The organism is Streptomyces sp. NPDC057702 (genome assembly GCF_042799315.1).
Taxonomy (GTDB): domain Bacteria; phylum Actinomycetota; class Actinomycetes; order Streptomycetales; family Streptomycetaceae; genus Streptomyces.
On the sequence record NZ_JBHVJC010000071.1, the window covers coordinates 1,977 to 17,402 of the forward strand.

At 75.8% G+C, this 15,426-nt stretch carries 12 protein-coding genes; 8 read left to right on the forward strand and 4 right to left on the reverse strand.

What is annotated here, in order from left to right; all coding sequences use genetic code 11:
- Positions 1–134: 134 nt before the first annotated feature.
- Positions 135–338 (reverse strand): cold-shock protein, encoded by a 204-nt coding sequence (locus ACFVFR_RS31485; protein ID WP_383707989.1) that lies wholly within the window; start codon positions 336–338, stop codon positions 135–137.
- A 421-nt stretch (positions 339–759) separates the two neighbouring features.
- Here ACFVFR_RS31485 and ACFVFR_RS31490 point away from each other — a divergent pair, with 421 nt between their 5' ends.
- The 3 genes from ACFVFR_RS31490 to ACFVFR_RS31500 all read left to right on the forward strand — a co-directional run bounded on the left by ACFVFR_RS31490 (position 760) and on the right by ACFVFR_RS31500 (position 4,123).
- Positions 760–1,788 (forward strand): sulfotransferase family protein, encoded by a 1,029-nt coding sequence (locus tag ACFVFR_RS31490; RefSeq protein ID WP_383707991.1) that lies wholly within the window; start codon positions 760–762, stop codon positions 1,786–1,788.
- A gap of 326 nt (positions 1,789–2,114) precedes the next feature.
- The gene (locus tag ACFVFR_RS31495) at positions 2,115–3,173 is read left to right on the forward strand and encodes a 2-dehydropantoate 2-reductase (protein WP_383707993.1); all 1,059 of its coding nucleotides are present in this window, start codon (positions 2,115–2,117) and stop codon (positions 3,171–3,173) included.
- 68 nt (positions 3,174–3,241) lie between these two features.
- On the forward strand, positions 3,242–4,123 hold the full coding sequence (locus ACFVFR_RS31500) for a GNAT family N-acetyltransferase (protein ID WP_383707995.1): 882 nt from the start codon (positions 3,242–3,244) through the stop codon (positions 4,121–4,123).
- 224 nt (positions 4,124–4,347) lie between these two features.
- Here the strand turns inward: ACFVFR_RS31500 and ACFVFR_RS31505 are convergent, their stop codons facing one another.
- Positions 4,348–6,672, reverse strand: coding sequence for a glycoside hydrolase family 3 N-terminal domain-containing protein (locus ACFVFR_RS31505; RefSeq protein ID WP_383707997.1), 2,325 nt, complete (start codon positions 6,670–6,672; stop codon positions 4,348–4,350).
- 431 nt (positions 6,673–7,103) lie between these two features.
- Here ACFVFR_RS31505 and ACFVFR_RS31510 point away from each other — a divergent pair, with 431 nt between their 5' ends.
- Entirely contained in the window at positions 7,104–8,486 is a 1,383-nt protein-coding gene (locus ACFVFR_RS31510) for a CAP domain-containing protein (protein ID WP_383707999.1), read from the forward strand.
- A 380-nt stretch (positions 8,487–8,866) separates the two neighbouring features.
- On the opposite strand, the gene ACFVFR_RS31515 is transcribed toward ACFVFR_RS31510, so the two are convergent.
- Positions 8,867–9,445 (reverse strand): hypothetical protein, encoded by a 579-nt coding sequence (locus ACFVFR_RS31515; protein ID WP_383708001.1) that lies wholly within the window; start codon positions 9,443–9,445, stop codon positions 8,867–8,869.
- Positions 9,446–9,554: 109 nt separating this feature from the next.
- Between ACFVFR_RS31515 and ACFVFR_RS31520 the strand changes: the two genes are divergently transcribed.
- Both ACFVFR_RS31520 and ACFVFR_RS31525 read left to right on the forward strand, forming a co-directional pair.
- Positions 9,555–10,046 carry an RNA-binding S4 domain-containing protein gene (locus tag ACFVFR_RS31520; RefSeq protein ID WP_383708003.1) on the forward strand — a complete coding sequence of 164 codons (492 nt, stop codon included), beginning with the start codon at positions 9,555–9,557 and terminating at the stop codon, positions 10,044–10,046.
- A 244-nt stretch (positions 10,047–10,290) separates the two neighbouring features.
- Positions 10,291–10,938: a phosphoribosyltransferase gene (locus ACFVFR_RS31525; RefSeq protein ID WP_383708005.1), complete on the forward strand. Its 648-nt coding sequence runs from the start codon at positions 10,291–10,293 to the stop codon at positions 10,936–10,938.
- 520 nt (positions 10,939–11,458) lie between these two features.
- Here the strand turns inward: ACFVFR_RS31525 and ACFVFR_RS31530 are convergent.
- Complete coding sequence (locus tag ACFVFR_RS31530; RefSeq protein WP_383708007.1) at positions 11,459–12,790, reverse strand: SGNH/GDSL hydrolase family protein; 1,332 nt, start codon at positions 12,788–12,790, stop codon at positions 11,459–11,461.
- Between the two features lie 818 nt (positions 12,791–13,608).
- Between ACFVFR_RS31530 and ACFVFR_RS31535 the strand changes: the two genes are divergently transcribed.
- Both ACFVFR_RS31535 and ACFVFR_RS31540 read left to right on the forward strand, forming a co-directional pair.
- The gene (locus ACFVFR_RS31535) at positions 13,609–14,385 is read left to right on the forward strand and encodes a methyltransferase domain-containing protein (RefSeq protein ID WP_383708009.1); all 777 of its coding nucleotides are present in this window, start codon (positions 13,609–13,611) and stop codon (positions 14,383–14,385) included.
- 209 nt (positions 14,386–14,594) lie between these two features.
- Entirely contained in the window at positions 14,595–15,155 is a 561-nt protein-coding gene (locus ACFVFR_RS31540; protein ID WP_383708011.1) for a hypothetical protein, read from the forward strand.
- The last annotated feature ends 271 nt before the right edge of the window (positions 15,156–15,426 follow it).

The following is a 15,426-nucleotide window of genomic DNA, read 5'->3' on the forward strand; positions in this document are numbered from 1 at the left end:
CCCCGCGGGGTGTTGGGGGGGCCACCCCTCACCCAAAACCACCCCCCCCCCTCCTCGCTGGGGGGGGGGGCGGGGGGGGGGCCCCCCCGGGGGGGGGGGCCCCCCCGCCGCGCGGCGCTCAAGGCCGCGCCAGATCAGACGGGGCTGATGTTCTCCGCCTGCGGACCCTTGGGGCCCTGCGTCACGTCGAACTGGACCTGCTGGCCCTCGACGAGCTCACGGAAGCCCTGCGAGTTGATGTTCGAGTAGTGGGCGAAGACGTCGGGGCCGCCGCCGTCCTGGGCAATGAAGCCGAAGCCCTTTTCGCTGTTGAACCACTTCACGGTACCGGTCGTCATATCCGTCTCCTAACGGGTCGTACGAGAATCCGCACCTTGCGCATTCTATGTAGTCGCGCTGATCACCCGGCCGGAGAAAATACACACCGGAAAACAAAAATGCGCCTGAAGGTCCAGAACCAGCAGGCGCACACAACGTCTATGGGAACCACAACTGCAACTGGACCCAAGGTAGCACGGCACTTCGGCAGGTGGGCGATCTTCGATCGTTACGGCGGTCACACCGCCACCCTCCATATGCTTCGCCCGCGCGCTCTCGCGCCGACGATTCCCTTGCGGGAACCCGCCTGTCAGGGGTCCGACCGGCGCCGCGAACCGTTCGTGGTGGCGGCGTGTGGCCGGTGCCCGTCGGCCCCTCGCTCGGCGGTTCGCCCGTCGCTACGCTGTGATCGTTCACGCGGTCGTCGGCTGGGGGAGACAGATGCGGTCCCTGACGTTCATCGTGGGCACCGGGCGCAGCGGTTCGAGCGCCCTGTCGCGCATCGTCAACGCCCACCCGGACATCCTGAGCCTGAACGAGCTCTACGCCTCCCTGGGCCCCGGCGCGCTGCCGCCCGGACCGGTCTCCGGCGAGCGGTTCCGGCGCCTGCTCACCGAGCCCAACCCCGTCTTCGACACGCTGACGCGCAGCGGCGTACCGCTCCCGGAGTTCCTCTACGGTCGCGGCTCGGGCCGCTACTCGGCCGAGACCACCGGCGTTCCGGCGCTGTCCCTGATGGTGCTGCCCCACCTCACCGAGGACCCCGACGCTCTGCTCGACGAACTGGCGCGGGAGGTGACGACGTGGCCGTCGCGCCCGGTGGCGCAGCACTACGTGGCCCTGTTCGACCTGTTGTGCGCGCGGCTGGGGCGTACGGCGGTCATCGAGCGCTCGGGGTACTCGCTCGCCTGGGTCCCCCGCCTGGACGCGGCGTTTCCCACCGCGCGCTTCGTGCACCTCTTCCGGGACGGTCCGGACTGTGCGCTGTCGATGAGCCGCCATCCGGGGTACCGGGCGATCGCGCTGCTGCGGCGGGTCATGGAGCGCTGTGGGGTCACGGCGCTGGAGGAGCTGACCCCGGACCATCTGCGCCGGCTGCCTCCCGACCTGTCGGCCCTGCTGGGTGACCGGTTCGACGGGCAACGGCTGATCATGGACCGGGAGATGCCGGTCGCCGACTTCGGGGCGCTGTGGTCGCGGATGGTCGCGGAGGGCGTCGAGCTGTTGGCGCGGGTGCCGGAGCGGCGGCGCATGACGCTCAGCTACGAGGAGCTGGTGGACGACCCGGAGCGGGAGCTGGCCCGGCTGGCGGAGTTCGCCGAGGTGAGCGCGCCGGAGCGGTGGCTGTCGGCCGGCCGCGCCGCATGGCACGGCGGCAGTCGGGGCAGTGCGCTGCGCCTGCCGGACGCGGAGTTGGCCGCGCTGCGCGAGAGCTGCGCCCCGGGCGCCCGGGCGTTGCGTCACGGCTGAGGCGGCGCGCCACTGGCCGGCGACCGCGCCCGTGGGCACCCCGGCGCGCACTCGGGAGCGTCCGGACCTGGACGCCCTCCATACCGAGCGTTAGGTTTGAGGCCGGAAGCGTAGTCGAGGGTGCGCTGGTGGCCCGCGTCGGGCCCGTCCGTACCCCGCCCACCGGTCCCCGGGTCGTGGGCCGCGGTCAGCGTCACGTGACGCGCACGGGCCGCCGGGCCCCGTCCGACGGCCGCGGCACAGCGGGCGCGGGACGGCCGGTGACCGGCGGACCACGGGCATCCCGTCGCGCGACGGCCGCCACGACACGCCAGGAGACGGCTCCCATGTCACAGCCCGTGCCCCGCCCTCACCGCCGCCTCAGGATCGCCGTCATGGGTGCCGGCAGCATCGGCTGTCACCTCGGCGGCAGTCTCGCCGGCACCGCGGACGTCACGCTGATCGGCCGCCCCGCCGCCATGGACACGCTGCGTGAACACGGTCTGACGCTGACCGGTGGGGGGCGCCCCACGGCCCGCGTGGCGACCACGGGCGGGCCGGCCGGGGTGCGCCTGGCGACCGGCCCGGAGGCGGCGGCCGACGCGGACTGTGTACTGGTCACCGTCAAGTCGGCGGGCACCACGGACGCGGCGCGCCAGCTCGCCCCGCTCCTGGCGCCCGGCACGCTGGTGGTCAGCTTCCAGAACGGGCTGCGCAACACCGCCGCCCTCGGCTCCGTCCTGGCCGGCCACGCGGTGCTGGCCGGGATGGTCCCGTACAACGTGGTACGCACCGGGCCCGGCGCCTTTCACCAGGGCTCGGGCGGCGCGCTCATGGTGGAGGCCGCTCCGCGCGCCGAGCCGCTGGTGGCGGCGCTGGCCGGGGCGGGGCTGCGGGTGGAGGCCCGGCACGACATGCGCGAGGTGCAGTGCGCCAAGCTGCTGATGAACCTCAACAACGCGATCAACGCGCTCTCCGGACTCCCGCTGCGCGACCAGCTCGGTCAGCGCGCCTACCGGGAGTGCCTGGCGCTGAGCCAGGCGGAGGCGCTGGCGGCGTACGCGGCAGAGGGGATACAGCCGGCGCGGCTGGGCCCGATCCCGGCCCGGCTCACCCCTCGGCTGCTGCGGCTGCCGGACGGGATCTTCCGGCGCGTGGCCGCGGCCACGCTGGCCATCGACGCCCAGGCCAGGTCGTCCACCTGGGAGGACCTCCAGCGGGGCCGGCCGACGGAGATCGACTCGCTGCAGGGCGAGGTGGTGGCGCTCGCCGCCCGGCACGCGTTGCCGGCGCCGGTGAACACCGAGTTGATCTCCCTGGTACGGCGGATGGAGGCGGCCGGTCCCGGCGCGGGCCGGCGCTGGTCGGGCGGCGAGCTGCTGGCGAAGGTGACCACGACACGCTGAGGAGCGGGCTCCGGTTCGGGGGTGGAAATTCGCGTGCGAGGGGCCCCGCGTGCGGGAGAGCCTGAGCCATGACGTGGACGACGACCGAAGACAACGCTGCGTTCCGCGAGGCCGCGGGCCCCTTCCTGCGCTCGCGCCCCGCCGAGCACACGGTGCTGATATCGATCACCGAGTCGTTGCGCACCCTCGGGCCCGGTCGGTACGGGGACCAGGCGCCGCGCTACGGCTGGTGGCGCGAGGCGACGGGGGAGGTGGCCGGGGCCTTCGTCTGGACGCCGCCCTATCCGACGCAGCTCTCGCCGATGCCCTCGCGGGCGGCGGCGCAGCTCGCGACGCTCCTCGCGGACGGCCCGCCGCCGGTCGGGGGCGCGGGTGGGCAGGAGGCCGCGAGCGGGGCCTTCGCGGCGCAGTGGGCGCAGCTCACCGGCGGGGACTGGCGGGTCACCGGCCGGCAGCGGCTGTACCGGCTGGGTGAGCTGGCGCCGCCCGTGCCCGCGCCGGCCGGCCGCGCGCGGCTGGCCACGCCAGAGGACCGGGGATGGCTGCTCGACTGGTTCGACGCGTACCACCGCGACGTGGGCGAGGACGCCACCGACAGCGCCCGCGCCCTGGACGACCGACTCAGTCACGGCGGCTGCACGCTGTGGGAGGTGGGCGGGACGCCGGTCTCGATGGCGGGGGTGACCCGCGCCAGCGCGGGGATGGTGCGCGTCGGGGGCGTCTACACGCCGGACGCGCTGCGCGGGAAGGGGTACGCGGGCGCGGTCGTCACCGCCGTCTCGCAGGCGGCGCTGGACGCGGGAGTGCCGCGGGTGTTGCTCTTCACCGACGTCACCAACCCGACGTCCAACGCCCTCTACCAGCGGCTCGGCTACCGGGTCGTCGGCAACTACGTGACGCTGGCCCTGGACCCGGCGCCGGTCACAGCCCGGCCGGACGGCGCCGCCTGACGCCGTGGCCACGAGCCCGGCGGGGGCAGGGTGGCGCCCTGCCCCACGTCCCCACCCGGTGCGTGTCGCCACCCGCCCTACGTCCCCACCCGGTGCCGGCCTCGCCCGGTGCGCGGCCGGACGCCGCCGTGTGCCGCCGCGGGCGCCGGGCGGGGCGGCACGGACGCCGTGGGACCGCCACGTGTGACCTGTGGCGGGGTGGGGGTGGCGGCGAGCCCGGTGCGTCAGGTGATCTTCAGGAGGGCCTTGCCCCGGGCCGTGGAGTCGGCGCCCACGTACACCTCGATGTCACCCCGTTCGACGACGAAGCGGCCCGCGCTGTCGTTGGTCCAAAAGCCCACGTCCTCGGCGCCGAGGGAGAAGCGCACGGTGCGGCTCTGGCCCGCGTCCAGGCTGACGCGGCGAAAGCCGCGCAGGCGGCGTACCGGTTGGGTGAGGCTGGCGACGGGGTCGTGGACGTAGAGCTGCACCACCTCGTCGCCCGCGCGCTCGCCGGTGTTGCGCACGGTGGTCGTCACCTCGACGGTGGTGCCGGCGCGCAGCGCGTCCGCGCCGACGCGGTCCACGCTCAGGCGTGGCGCGCCGATCTCGAAGGTGGTGTAGCTCAGGCCGTGCCCGAAGGGGTACTGCGGCCCGTCGGGCAGGTCGAGGTACTTCGAGGTGTACTTCTCGTCCGCCCGGTAGGGGCGGCCGGTGTTCTCGTGGTTGTAGTGGATGGGGATCTGGCCGACCGCGCGGGGGAAGGACGCCGGGAGCTTGCCGCCGGGGTTGACGGTGCCGAACAGGGCGTCCGCGATGGCGTGTCCGCCCTCGATGCCCGGATGCCAGCCGAGCAGTACGGCCGGGGCCCGGCCCAGCCAGTCGCGCAGCACCAGCGGGCGACCGCCGAGGACGACGACGGCGAACGGCTTGCCGGTCTCCGCGATCGCCGCGATCAACCGGGCCTGGGCGCCGGGCAGTCGCAGGTCGCTGCGCGAGCTGGCCTCGCCGCTGATGGCGGACGGCTCGCCGACCACGACGACGGTCACCGTCGCCGCGCGCGCGGCGGCCGTCGCCGCCGCGATGCCGCTGGTGTCCGGGCCGTCGAAGGGCACGCCCCGGGCGTGGGTCACCCTGGCCTCGGGCACGGTCTTCCTGATCCCGTCGAGCACGGTGGTGGCGCGGAACTTCTTGCCCCCGGGTCCGGCCCAGGTGCCGTGCAGGTCGGTGGAGTCGGCGAAGGGTCCCACGACCGCGATCGAGGGGGCCGCGCGGTCCAGGGGCAGGAGCCCGCGTTCGTTCTTGAGCAGCACCAGGCAGCGGCCGGCGACCTCGCGCGCCGCCGCGCGCGCCGCCGGGGTCGGCTCGGTGACGGCCGCGCCCTCGTCGACGTACGGGTTCGCGAAGAGGCCGAGTTGGAACTTGACGCGCAGGACGCGGGCGACCGCGTCGTCCAGTCGCTCCCGGCTGATCGCGCCGTCCGCGAGCAGCTTGGCGCCGTGGTCGCGGACGGTGGTGCCGACCATCTCCATGTCCACGCCGGCGGTCAGGGCCAGGCGGGCGGCCTCCGCCGGGCCGGCGGCGAAGCCGTGCGTGATCATCTCCTGGACGCCGGTGTAGTCGCTGACCACGAACCCGGGGAAGTCCCACGCGTCCTTGAGCACCTCGGTCAGGGTGTGCGCGTTGCCGTGCGCGGGCACGCCGTTGATCGTGTTGAAGGAGGCCATGACGGTGGCGACACCGGCGGTGACGGCCGCCTTGAAGGGCGGCAGGTAGAGGTTGCGCAGCCGCGCCTCGGACACGTCCACGGTGTTGTAGTCGCGCCCGCCCTCGGCTCCGCCGTACGCGACGAAGTGCTTGGCGCAGGCGGCGATCCGGTCCGCGTGGCTCAGTTCGGCGCCGTCGGGGCGGCCCTGGTGGCCGGTGACCTTGGCCGCCGCGAACCGTTCGGTCAGGTGCGGGTCCTCGCCCGCGCCCTCGGCGACACGTCCCCAGCGCGGCTCGTGGGTGACGTCCATCATCGGCGCGAACGTCCAGTGCACCCCGTTGGAGCGGGCCTCGGCCGACGCGACGCGGGCGTCCCGCGCGGCCACCGCCGGGTCGAAGCTGGCGGCCTGGGCGAGCGGGATGGGAAACGTCGTCCAGAAGCCGTGGATGACGTCCAGGCCGAACAGCAGCGGGATGCCGAGCCGCGACTCCTGGACGGCCAGCCGCTGCAGGGCGTTGGTGTGCGCCGCTCCGTACAGGTTGAGCACGGAGCCGACCCGGCCGGCGCGCGCGGCCCGCTCGGCCTCCTCGTTCTGGCCTCCGCCGGGGCCGGTGTCCCCGCTCCAGGTGTGCTGTTGGAGCTGGCCGAGCTTCTCCTCGACCGTCATCCGGCCGAGCAGCTTCCCGATCGCGTCCTCGTGGGGGCCGGCGCGGCCCGGTGCGGGTGGCGCCGCGCCCGCCATGCCGCCCCCCGGCTCCGCCCGTGCCGTGGCCCCCGTGGCCGACTGGGCTCCCGTCGCACCGCTCGCGGCGACCGTGCCGCCGATCGCGGCGAGCAGCGTTCGCCTGCGCATACCGTCCATGGCCTTCATCCTCTGAACGAAGTTGACTGTGTGTGCGACGCGTTCTCTTCGTGAGGTGCCGAAGTTCCTGTCTCTTCTTGTGCCCTTCTGTGCCGAACGGGTCAAGGGGTGGGGCGCGCCCCTCCCCTCACGCATCGGTGCCGCCGCGCGCGGGGCGCGCCCGCACGGCGGCGGATCGCCCCCGTCCCGGTCACCTCGGCCGCGCCGCCCAGCAGCCAACCGGGTACGGGCCCGGTAGGGCACGCGGACGCGCGCCCGGCCCGTGCCCCGGTGGCAAGGACCACCCGTTCGCGGGACCCGGCCCGCGCGTGCCGGGGCGTGGTGCTGACGGGCCTTCGCCCGTCCACCGCGCGGGCCCGCCCACCGTCGGCCGGTGGGAACCCGTGGCGTGGCGCGCGCGTTGACCAGATGACCCGAGCGGGGGGTGGGCGATGACCGAACTGGTTCCCGGGGCCAACCAGGTTCTGCCCACGGGCGCGCTGACAGTGCGGGTGCCCGGCCCCTTCGACGTGTCCGCCCTGGTCACCGACGACGGTGGCCGAGTGGGCGGTGACACGGACTTCGTCTTCTTCAACCAGCCGCACGCGCCCGGCATCGGGCTGCGCGGCGACACGCTCACGCTACGGCCCGACGCGCTGCGCCTGGGCGCCAGCCGCGTCACGGTGGTCGTCAGTCCGGCCGAGCCCGGCACGCCGCTCGGCACCCTGCCGGCGCCCGTGATGAGCCTCACGCGGGGCGACGGCGGACTGGTGGCCCACTTCGTCCCGCCGCGGGCGCGGCTCGAGACGGTGCTGCTGCTCGCCGAGATCTACCGGCGCGGCGCGCACTGGAAGGTGCGGGCACTGGGCCAGGGGTACGCGGACGGGCTGGCCGGCGTGGCCCGCGACTTCGGCGTGGACGTGTTGGACCAGGCCCCGCCACCGCCGGCGCCCGCTCCCCCCTCGCCCGCCCCCGCGCACCGCCTGCCCGCCGCCCCGCTCGCCCCGACGGGCGGTCCAGCGCCCGTGCCCAGCGGCGGCGCGGGCCCGACCGGCGCCGCCCTCGCCCTGGTCAACGCGGCGCGCTCCCGCGTCGGCGCCCGCCCGCTGGCCCCCGACAGCCGCCTGAGCGGCGCGGCCACCGCACACGCCGAGGCGATGGCCGCCGCCGGACGGCTGGGCGTCGAGGCCCCGGCCGGCGTCGCGGTCTTCCACCGCGTCGCCCGGAGCGGCTACGCCTGTCTGACCATCGCCGAGCACCTGGTCTCCGGTCCGCGCACGGCCGCCGAACTGGTGGAGTACTGCCAGGCCGACGCCGCTCGCGCCGCGCCGCTGCGCGATCCGGCGCTCGCCCACGCCGGCGTGGGCCGGGCCGTCGGCGCGGTCTCGGGCGAGGTGTACTGGACGGCCCTGTGGGCGGCCCCGTTCTCGGCCGACGGCCTGGCGCGACTGGCGGGCGAGGTGGTCGCGTTGACCAACGCCGAGCGAACGGCCGCCGGGCTGCGCCCGCTCGCCGTCGACGCCCGACTGACGGTGGCGGCCCAGGCGCACAGCGCCGACATGGTCGCCCGCGACTTCTACGCCCACACCACGCCCGAGGGGCGCGAGCCGTGGGACCGGGCGGCGGCGGCCGGGTGCGCGCACCGGGGTATCGGCGAGAACATCGCCTGTGGCCAGCGCGGCGCCGCCGACGTCGTCCGTGGCTGGATGAACAGCCCAGGGCACCGGGCCAACATCCTGGCCCCGGGCTTCGACGAGATCGGCGTCGGTTACGCGACGGGCAGCCGGGCCGGCACGTACTGGACACAGCTCTTCGGTACGACGGGCCGCCGCTGAGCCCCACCCGCCACCGACGGCACGCGCGCCCGGGGCCCGGCGGACCGACACACCGGGGCCGGCCGGTCCTCGTCCGGGGCGCGCGTCGGCGGGAGTGTCGGCGGGGATGTCGGTCAGATGGGGGGCAGCGCCCGGTGGAAGGGCGTACGGCGCGCGAACTCGGCCACCGGCGTGCAGCCAAGGCGCGTCGGCGAGGCGAAGCTCCGCCGACCTGCCTGCCCCCCGGGCCGCCCCTCCCCCGCCGAACCCACCCCGCCCGGCCCACGCCCACGCGCGCGCCGAACCCCGGTCGCCCCCACGCCGGCCCTCACCCACGCGTTCCGCCCACACGCCAGCGCGCCTCGCGCCCGGTCCGCGCCCTACGCGCACAGCGGGGTGGCTCAGACGCGACCGCTCCAGCGGGGTCCGACCTCGGCCCACGCGCGCTCCCACTGGGCGTCGCGCTCCCGCTCCAGGTGACGTTGGATCTGGCGGCGGGCGGTGAGCGTCAGACAGCACCATCCGGTGGCCGCCATGGCGCCGACCACGGCGGCACGGGTGGCGGCCTGCTCGGGGCTGAGCGGCGCGGTGGTGAGCTTGCCGCGCGCGTCGGTCCAGACGGTGACCGTCTCGCCCGCCTCGCGCCCCTCGTCCACCCGCGTCCGCCCGTGGTGGGTGGTGCCGGTCGGGTCGGTCCAGCGGACCGTGGCGCGCACCCGGTTCGCCCCGGGCTCGCCCAGCTCCGTGGGCCGTTTCGGTACGTCCTTGACGAGCTCGGCCCGGGTCTCGTGCCGGTTCTCGTGCTGGTCCAGGAGCGGGCGTTGCACCAGCAGGGCCGTGGTGACGCCGATGGCAGCGCCACCCACGATCATGGCCAGCGCCGCGAGCAGCAGCACCCACGCCTCGATCACGTCCGTACGGCGACGCAGCGGACTGTGCCGCCAGCGCCACAGCGGGCGCCGCGTCGCTCTCGCGCTCATCGACTCACTCCCTCGCCACGGTGCCACTCGGTGGATCGGTCGGTGACGGTCCGTAACGCCGTAAGGCACCTCGGTACCGGGCGGGTACCGTGCCCGCCCCGACGCATGCATGCCACCTCCCGGGCATCGCCGAGCGGCCCGCGCGGGTGGGCGTGACGGCGGGGCGGCCCCCGGCGGGGTGAGAAGGGGGCCCGCCCGCCGGGGGCACGGCGCTAGAGTCGGGGCCATGACGGCAGATGAGGGGACCGTACGCGTCGACAGCTGGATCTGGTCGGTGCGGCTGACCAAGACCCGTTCCGTGGCCGCGACGGCGTGTCGCGGCGGGCACGTGCGGATCAACGGCGACCGGGTCAAGCCCGCCGCGGCCGTGCGCCCGGGAGACGAGGTGCGGCTCTTCCACGCGGGGCGCGAGCGTGTCGTGGTCGTCTCGCGGCTGGTGCGCAAGCGGGTCGGCGCCGCGGTCGCCGCGGAGTGCTACGTGGACAACAGCCCGCCCCCGCCGCCGCGCGAGGAGGTCGCCGTGATCGGCGTCCGGGACCGTGGCACGGGCCGGCCCACCAAGCGTGACCGGCGCGAGATGGAGCGCCTGCGCGGCAACTGAGCCGCGCGACGACGACGGCCGGGTGGCGTCCCGCACCGGGGGTGCCGCCCGGCCCTCGTGTGGGTGGGGCCGGGTGGGACCACTCGGATGCGGGCACGCGCGGGCGGCGACACCGGGTAGACATCGGGCGCGGCCACCGCGCCCGGGCCACCGGCGCGCCAAGCTCGCCAGGCGCCGGACTCGGGCCCCGTGGCCGCCCCGCCCGGCGCGTGCCGGGGCGGTCGCGCGGAGAGGAGAGCGACGGATGCGCTTCCCGGATCGCCGAGCGGCGGGCCGTGCCCTGGCCGAGCGGCTGCTGTCCTACCGCGCGGGCGGCGCGTACCCCGACCCCCTGGTGCTGGCGCTGCCGCGCGGCGGGGTGCCGGTCGCGGACGAGGTGGCTCGGGCGCTGGCCGCGCCGCTGGACGTCGTCGTCGTACGCAAGATCGGGGCGCCGTTCGCCGCGGAGGTCGGTATCGGGGCCGTGGTCGGCGACGACCCGCCGTGGTACGACGAGGCCGCGCTGGCCCGGCTCGGGCTGACCGTGGCGGAGCTGGCGCCGCTGGCGGATCGCGAGCGTCAGGAGTTGCGTCGGCGTACCGCGGTCTACCGGGGTGACAGGCCGGAGCCCGAGCTCGCGGGGCGTACCGCGATCGTGGTGGACGACGGGCTGGCGACCGGCTCGACGGCCCGGGCCGCGCTGCGCTTCGCGCGCGCCCGACGGCCGGCCCGGCTCGTCCTGGCCGCGCCGGTGGGGGCGCCGGACGCGGTGTCGCTGCTGCGGTCGGAGGCCGATGACGTGGTCTGCCCGCGACAGCCGCCGGCCTTCCACGCGGTGGGTTCCTGGTACGTGGACTTCGCGCAGCTCACGGACGAGGAGGTGCTGCGCGTCCTGCGCGCCGACCGCCCGTGAGGCCCGTTCGCCGACAGCGGGGCCGACCGCCGGACGCCGCGCCCCTGACGCGCCTCCGCCGGTGGTTGGCGCAACGCCCCCGGCGCGTGTTCTCCGGTGGGCCGCGCACGCGCCGCCGCGCCGAGTCCGCCCCGGGCGCCCCCGTCGCCGGTCGGACCGGTCGCCCCGCCCCGGGTGGGCGACGGGGCGACCGGTCGGTGTGCGCTCGGGCGCCGGCCCGCTGGGCCCGCCACGCTGGGCCCGCGGACGCCGCTCGCGCGGGCGGACGGTGCGGTCACGGGGCGGACGGCCCCGCTGGCGCGGCGTGGGCGTGTCGCGCCCCCGCTCGGGTGCCGGGGGCGGGGGTCGAGCCCGCCCGTGGCCCGCGCGGCGCCGGAGGCCGTGGACGGCGTACGGGCACTCGGGGGCGCGGGCGGCGAGGCCGCGCGCCCGGACGGCGACGGGGTGAACCGCCCGTGCGGGGATCCCCGCGCACGTCGGTCCGTGGGCTCACCCCGCGCGCGCCGTCGGGTCGGCCCGGTCAGAGCTCGTCGATGTCGAGTGCCTCGGCCATGGCGCGGTAGCCCGCGTCGCTCGGGTGCAGGTGGTCACCGCTGTCGTAGGCCGGGAGCAGCCGGTCCCGGTCGGCGGGGTCGGCCACCACCTTGTCGAGGTCGATCACCTCGTCGTAGGCGCCGGAGGTGCGGATCCACTCGTTGACCGCGTCGCGCTTGGTCTCCCCGCGATCGGTGTAGTAGCCGGCGCCCTTGAAGGGGATCAGGGTCAGGCCGATGACCTTGAGACCCTTGGCCTTGGCCTGGCCGACGAGGTTCTTGTGGCCGGCGATCAGCTGCTCGGCCGACACGTCCGGGATCTGGCCCATGCCGCCCAGGCCGATGTCGTTGATGCCCTCCATGACCACGACCGTCCGCACGCCGGGCTCGGCGAGCACGTCCTTCTTGAAGCGGTCCACGGCGCTCTCGCCGGTCCCCGGAGTTCCCACGGTGACCATGTTGCCGCTGATGCCGTGGTTGAGGATGCTGCGCGGCTCGTCCTCCGTGGCGAAGCGCTCGGCCAGGTCGTCGGGGTACCGGTTGTTGGCGTCGATGGTGGAGCCCATCCCGTCGGTGATCGAGTCCCCGAAGGTCACCACCCCGTTCTTCCGCCCGCTGCCCTGGACCTCGACGTCCGCGAGGTAGTACCAGGACGCGGACGTCTCGGTGAACGCCTTGCCGGCGTCGTCCGGCCGCTGGTCGCCCGTGGCCCGGTAGCTCGTGGCGGAGGCGGCCATGTGGTACGTGGCGGGGCCGGTCTGTTCGGCCAGGTACAGCGTGACCGTCAGCGACTCCAGCGCCTTGACCTTCAGCGACACCGCGTCGCTGAACACCTCGCCACCGGCCGGGATCGTCACCGACTCCTTCGCGCCGAAGGCCAGCGGGCGGCTGGTGCCCTTCTTGACCTCGGCGCCCTTGCCCGCGCGCCCGACCGTGGCGCCGGCCACCTTCAGCGGGGTGGTGCCGTACCGGTTGGAGAGCTTGAAGCGGGCGGCGCTGCCTCCCACGCTGACCCGGACCACCTGACGCAGCGTCTGCTGCTTGAAGCCCTGCTGCGACCAGTTGGGGAACAGTCCGCGGCCGGGCTGCTGGACGGAGGTGGCCCAACCTCCCTGCCACACCTTCCCGCCCCGCTGCCCGGTCTCCGCTGTGCTCGCGGCCGGCGCGCCGGTGTCGGCCGTCGCCATGGGCGAGGGCGGCAGCACCAGCAGCGCCCCCGCCGCGAACAGCACCGCCAACGGACGGGCTGACACACGTAGTTGACGACACGTCAGGCTGACGTTGTGGCTCGGTGGCGTTTCGTGCGTCCGGTTGCTCATGGGATCGCTCCTTCGCTTCCTCGTGAGGTTCGCGTTCTGTCGTGGCTGTGCTTCCCCCGTTCGCGTGGTGCTGGGGGCGCGCCTCCGCGCCGGCCTCGCTGATCTGGTTCCGCATCGCTGACCTCGACGGTCCGGTGCGGCACGCGCGTATCAGGGCACGCGCTGGGCACCGTGGAGCACGGATGCGACCTGGGGCACTCGCTGCGCTCTCATCCCGGCTCGCCCACGAACCGACTGCCGCATCGCGGATGCTCAGCTCTACGTCACCACCTCACCCGTGTGCCCGTCTACGGGGCCGACGTGACGGCGGTTCGGGAACAGGCCATCCCCGCCGATGATCGCGGACGCCGTGCCCGGCTCTGGTCATGGGAGATCGTTCGGCGCGCCTGCCCCGGAGGGCAGGCGACACCGCGTCGCCGGGCGCGTGCGTGGTGGTGAGGGTGCCAAGCGGACACCGGGCGGGGTCGCGGCGCCCGAACGGCCGGTACCGATCGTCCCCCGCCGCCCGAGCCGGCCGGACCCGGTGCGCGGCGCCGTGCTCCGGAGGCCGCCGTCGGCCGGGCCCGCGCGCCCCGAAGGCGACGCCTCCGGGCCGCCACCGGCCGGCGATCGGGGAGGGGTGGCGCGCCGGGCCTCACGTCGGGTCGGGTGGCCCGCGCGGCAGCCGTCGTGGGGTGGGCACGGGCCGTGGCGTCCGTACGGGCCGGCGAGCGGGTCGCACCAGGTGGTCGCCCGTTCCCGGGTGGGAGCGACCCAGCCTCTCCCGGCGCGGGCCGCCAGGACACCGTCGCCCTGGCGAAGTTGGTTGACTGCCTCCCATGACCTCAACAGTCTTCGAGAGCGCCGCCCCCGACCCGATCGCCTACCTCGACCGGGTCGCCGCGACCGACCTCGGCCGCTCCTACAAGGCGCGCATGCTCGACGAACTCGACCTTCGCCCGGGCCAGACGGCGCTCGACCTGGGCTGTGGCCCCGGCACCGACCTCGCCTCACTCGCGACGGCGCTCGGTGCGACGGGCACGGTGATCGGTGTCGACCACGACCGCAGAGCCGTCGAGGCCGCCCGGCGGCGCACCGCCGACCTGCGCGCCGTCAGCGTGCGCGACGGCGACGTCCACCACCTGCCACTGCCCGACCACTCCGCCGACCGAGCCCGCACCGACCGGGTGCTGCAACACGTCGCCGACCCCGCCCGCGCGCTCCGCGAAGCGCACCGCGTGCTCCGCCCCGGCGGACGACTCGTCATGGGTGAGCCGGACTGGGAGACCCTGACCATCGACCATCCGGACAGCGACCTGTCGCGCGCCTACACGCGGTACGTCACGGACCGGGTCGTCCGGAACTCCCGCATCGGCCGACAGCTTCCCCGGCTGGCCACCGAGGCCGGGTTCACGGTGCCCTCCGTCATCCCCATCACCCCCGTGTTCCGCGATGTCCGCGCGGCCGACGCGATCCTCGGGCTGGAGCGGACGACGCGGCGTGCGGTGGTCGCCGGGTATCTGACCCAGGAGGCGGCGGGGCGCTGGCTGGACCACCTCTCGGCCGGGCCCTTCCTCGCGGCGGTGACGTTCTACGTCGTCGTGGCACAGCCGTGACCACCGGGCCGGCGGGGGACCACCCGGCCGCCGGGCTCGCGAGGACGGCGACCGTCGCCGCTCGGGCCCACCACTCGCGGGCGGCGCGTGCGCCGCGATGCGGAACACTGGAGCGGGAGAACACCGAACGACGTCGAACGACACAGCCCACAGGGCCAAGAGAGGGGACGGCGGTGGGAGCGGAACCCGAGCCCCGTGTGCTCGCCCGGGTGAGCCAACTGACCGAGGAGGCGCCGGCCGAGCGGCGCGGAGCCCTGTGGCGGCTCGCCGCCGACCAGCGCCAGCTGGACGCCAACGTCATTCGCCTGCCTCCGGGGGCGCACGTCGCCGCGCATCTGGAGGCCCGGTTGGACGTGCTGCTGTACGTCGTCGAGGGCGAGGGGCGGCTGGTCGGCGGCGCGGCGGACGACGCGGCCCGGCCGGGCCGGGCCGGCCACTCCCCCGGCGCCGGGGACGGGGCACAGGCGGTGGCCGGAGGCGTCGTCGACCCGACGGCCGGGGCGCGGGCCGCCTCGTTGGGGCCCGGGGCCCTGGTGTGGTTGCCGCACGGTGCGCACCGCGCGCTGTTCGCCGGCTCCGCCGGCCTGACGTATCTCACCGTGCACCGCCGGCGCCCCGGGCTCGCCATCGGCTCGCCCGCGCCGGTCGAGCGGGAGGGCGGTGAGGCGGCCTGCCTGCTGCACCGCGTGTGCGTCGAGTGCGGGCGGCTCGCGCCCGAGACCGACGCGCGCTACTGCGGGCGCTGCGGCACGGCCCTGCCCGAGGACTGACCCCGCCAGGCCCGCCCCGGGGGTCGGGTCCGCCCGGAGGCGGGGGCCGGCCCGACGCTCCGGGCCGCCGACGGGCGTCCGGCCTCGGGCCGGCGCGCCACCGCGCGCACGGCGGCGCACCGTCCCCGGGGACGGGTTCCCCGGGGACGGTGCGTCGTGTGTCGGCCACGGTGTCGGCCAGGGCCCGGCGCGCCCGCGCCGTACGGCGGGCGCGCCCGGCGGCCCGTGCCGTCCGGGTGGTCGCGGACGGGTCGCCGCCGCGGGTTGGGCG

Excerpts from the sequence above, each read along its gene's own strand:
- ACFVFR_RS31485 (WP_383707989.1), bottom strand. The coding sequence starts at position 338 with ATGACGACCGGTACCGTGAAGTGGTTCAACAGCGAAAAGGGCTTCGGC.
- ACFVFR_RS31490 (WP_383707991.1), top strand. The coding sequence starts at position 760 with ATGCGGTCCCTGACGTTCATCGTGGGCACCGGGCGCAGCGGTTCGAGC.
- ACFVFR_RS31495 (WP_383707993.1), top strand. The coding sequence starts at position 2,115 with ATGTCACAGCCCGTGCCCCGCCCTCACCGCCGCCTCAGGATCGCCGTC.
- ACFVFR_RS31500 (WP_383707995.1), top strand. The coding sequence starts at position 3,242 with ATGACGTGGACGACGACCGAAGACAACGCTGCGTTCCGCGAGGCCGCG.
- ACFVFR_RS31505 (WP_383707997.1), bottom strand. The coding sequence starts at position 6,672 with ATGGACGGTATGCGCAGGCGAACGCTGCTCGCCGCGATCGGCGGCACG.
- ACFVFR_RS31510 (WP_383707999.1), top strand. The coding sequence starts at position 7,104 with ATGACCGAACTGGTTCCCGGGGCCAACCAGGTTCTGCCCACGGGCGCG.
- ACFVFR_RS31515 (WP_383708001.1), bottom strand. The coding sequence starts at position 9,445 with ATGAGCGCGAGAGCGACGCGGCGCCCGCTGTGGCGCTGGCGGCACAGT.
- ACFVFR_RS31520 (WP_383708003.1), top strand. The coding sequence starts at position 9,555 with ATGCCACCTCCCGGGCATCGCCGAGCGGCCCGCGCGGGTGGGCGTGAC.
- ACFVFR_RS31525 (WP_383708005.1), top strand. The coding sequence starts at position 10,291 with ATGCGCTTCCCGGATCGCCGAGCGGCGGGCCGTGCCCTGGCCGAGCGG.
- ACFVFR_RS31530 (WP_383708007.1), bottom strand. The coding sequence starts at position 12,790 with ATGAGCAACCGGACGCACGAAACGCCACCGAGCCACAACGTCAGCCTG.
- ACFVFR_RS31535 (WP_383708009.1), top strand. The coding sequence starts at position 13,609 with ATGACCTCAACAGTCTTCGAGAGCGCCGCCCCCGACCCGATCGCCTAC.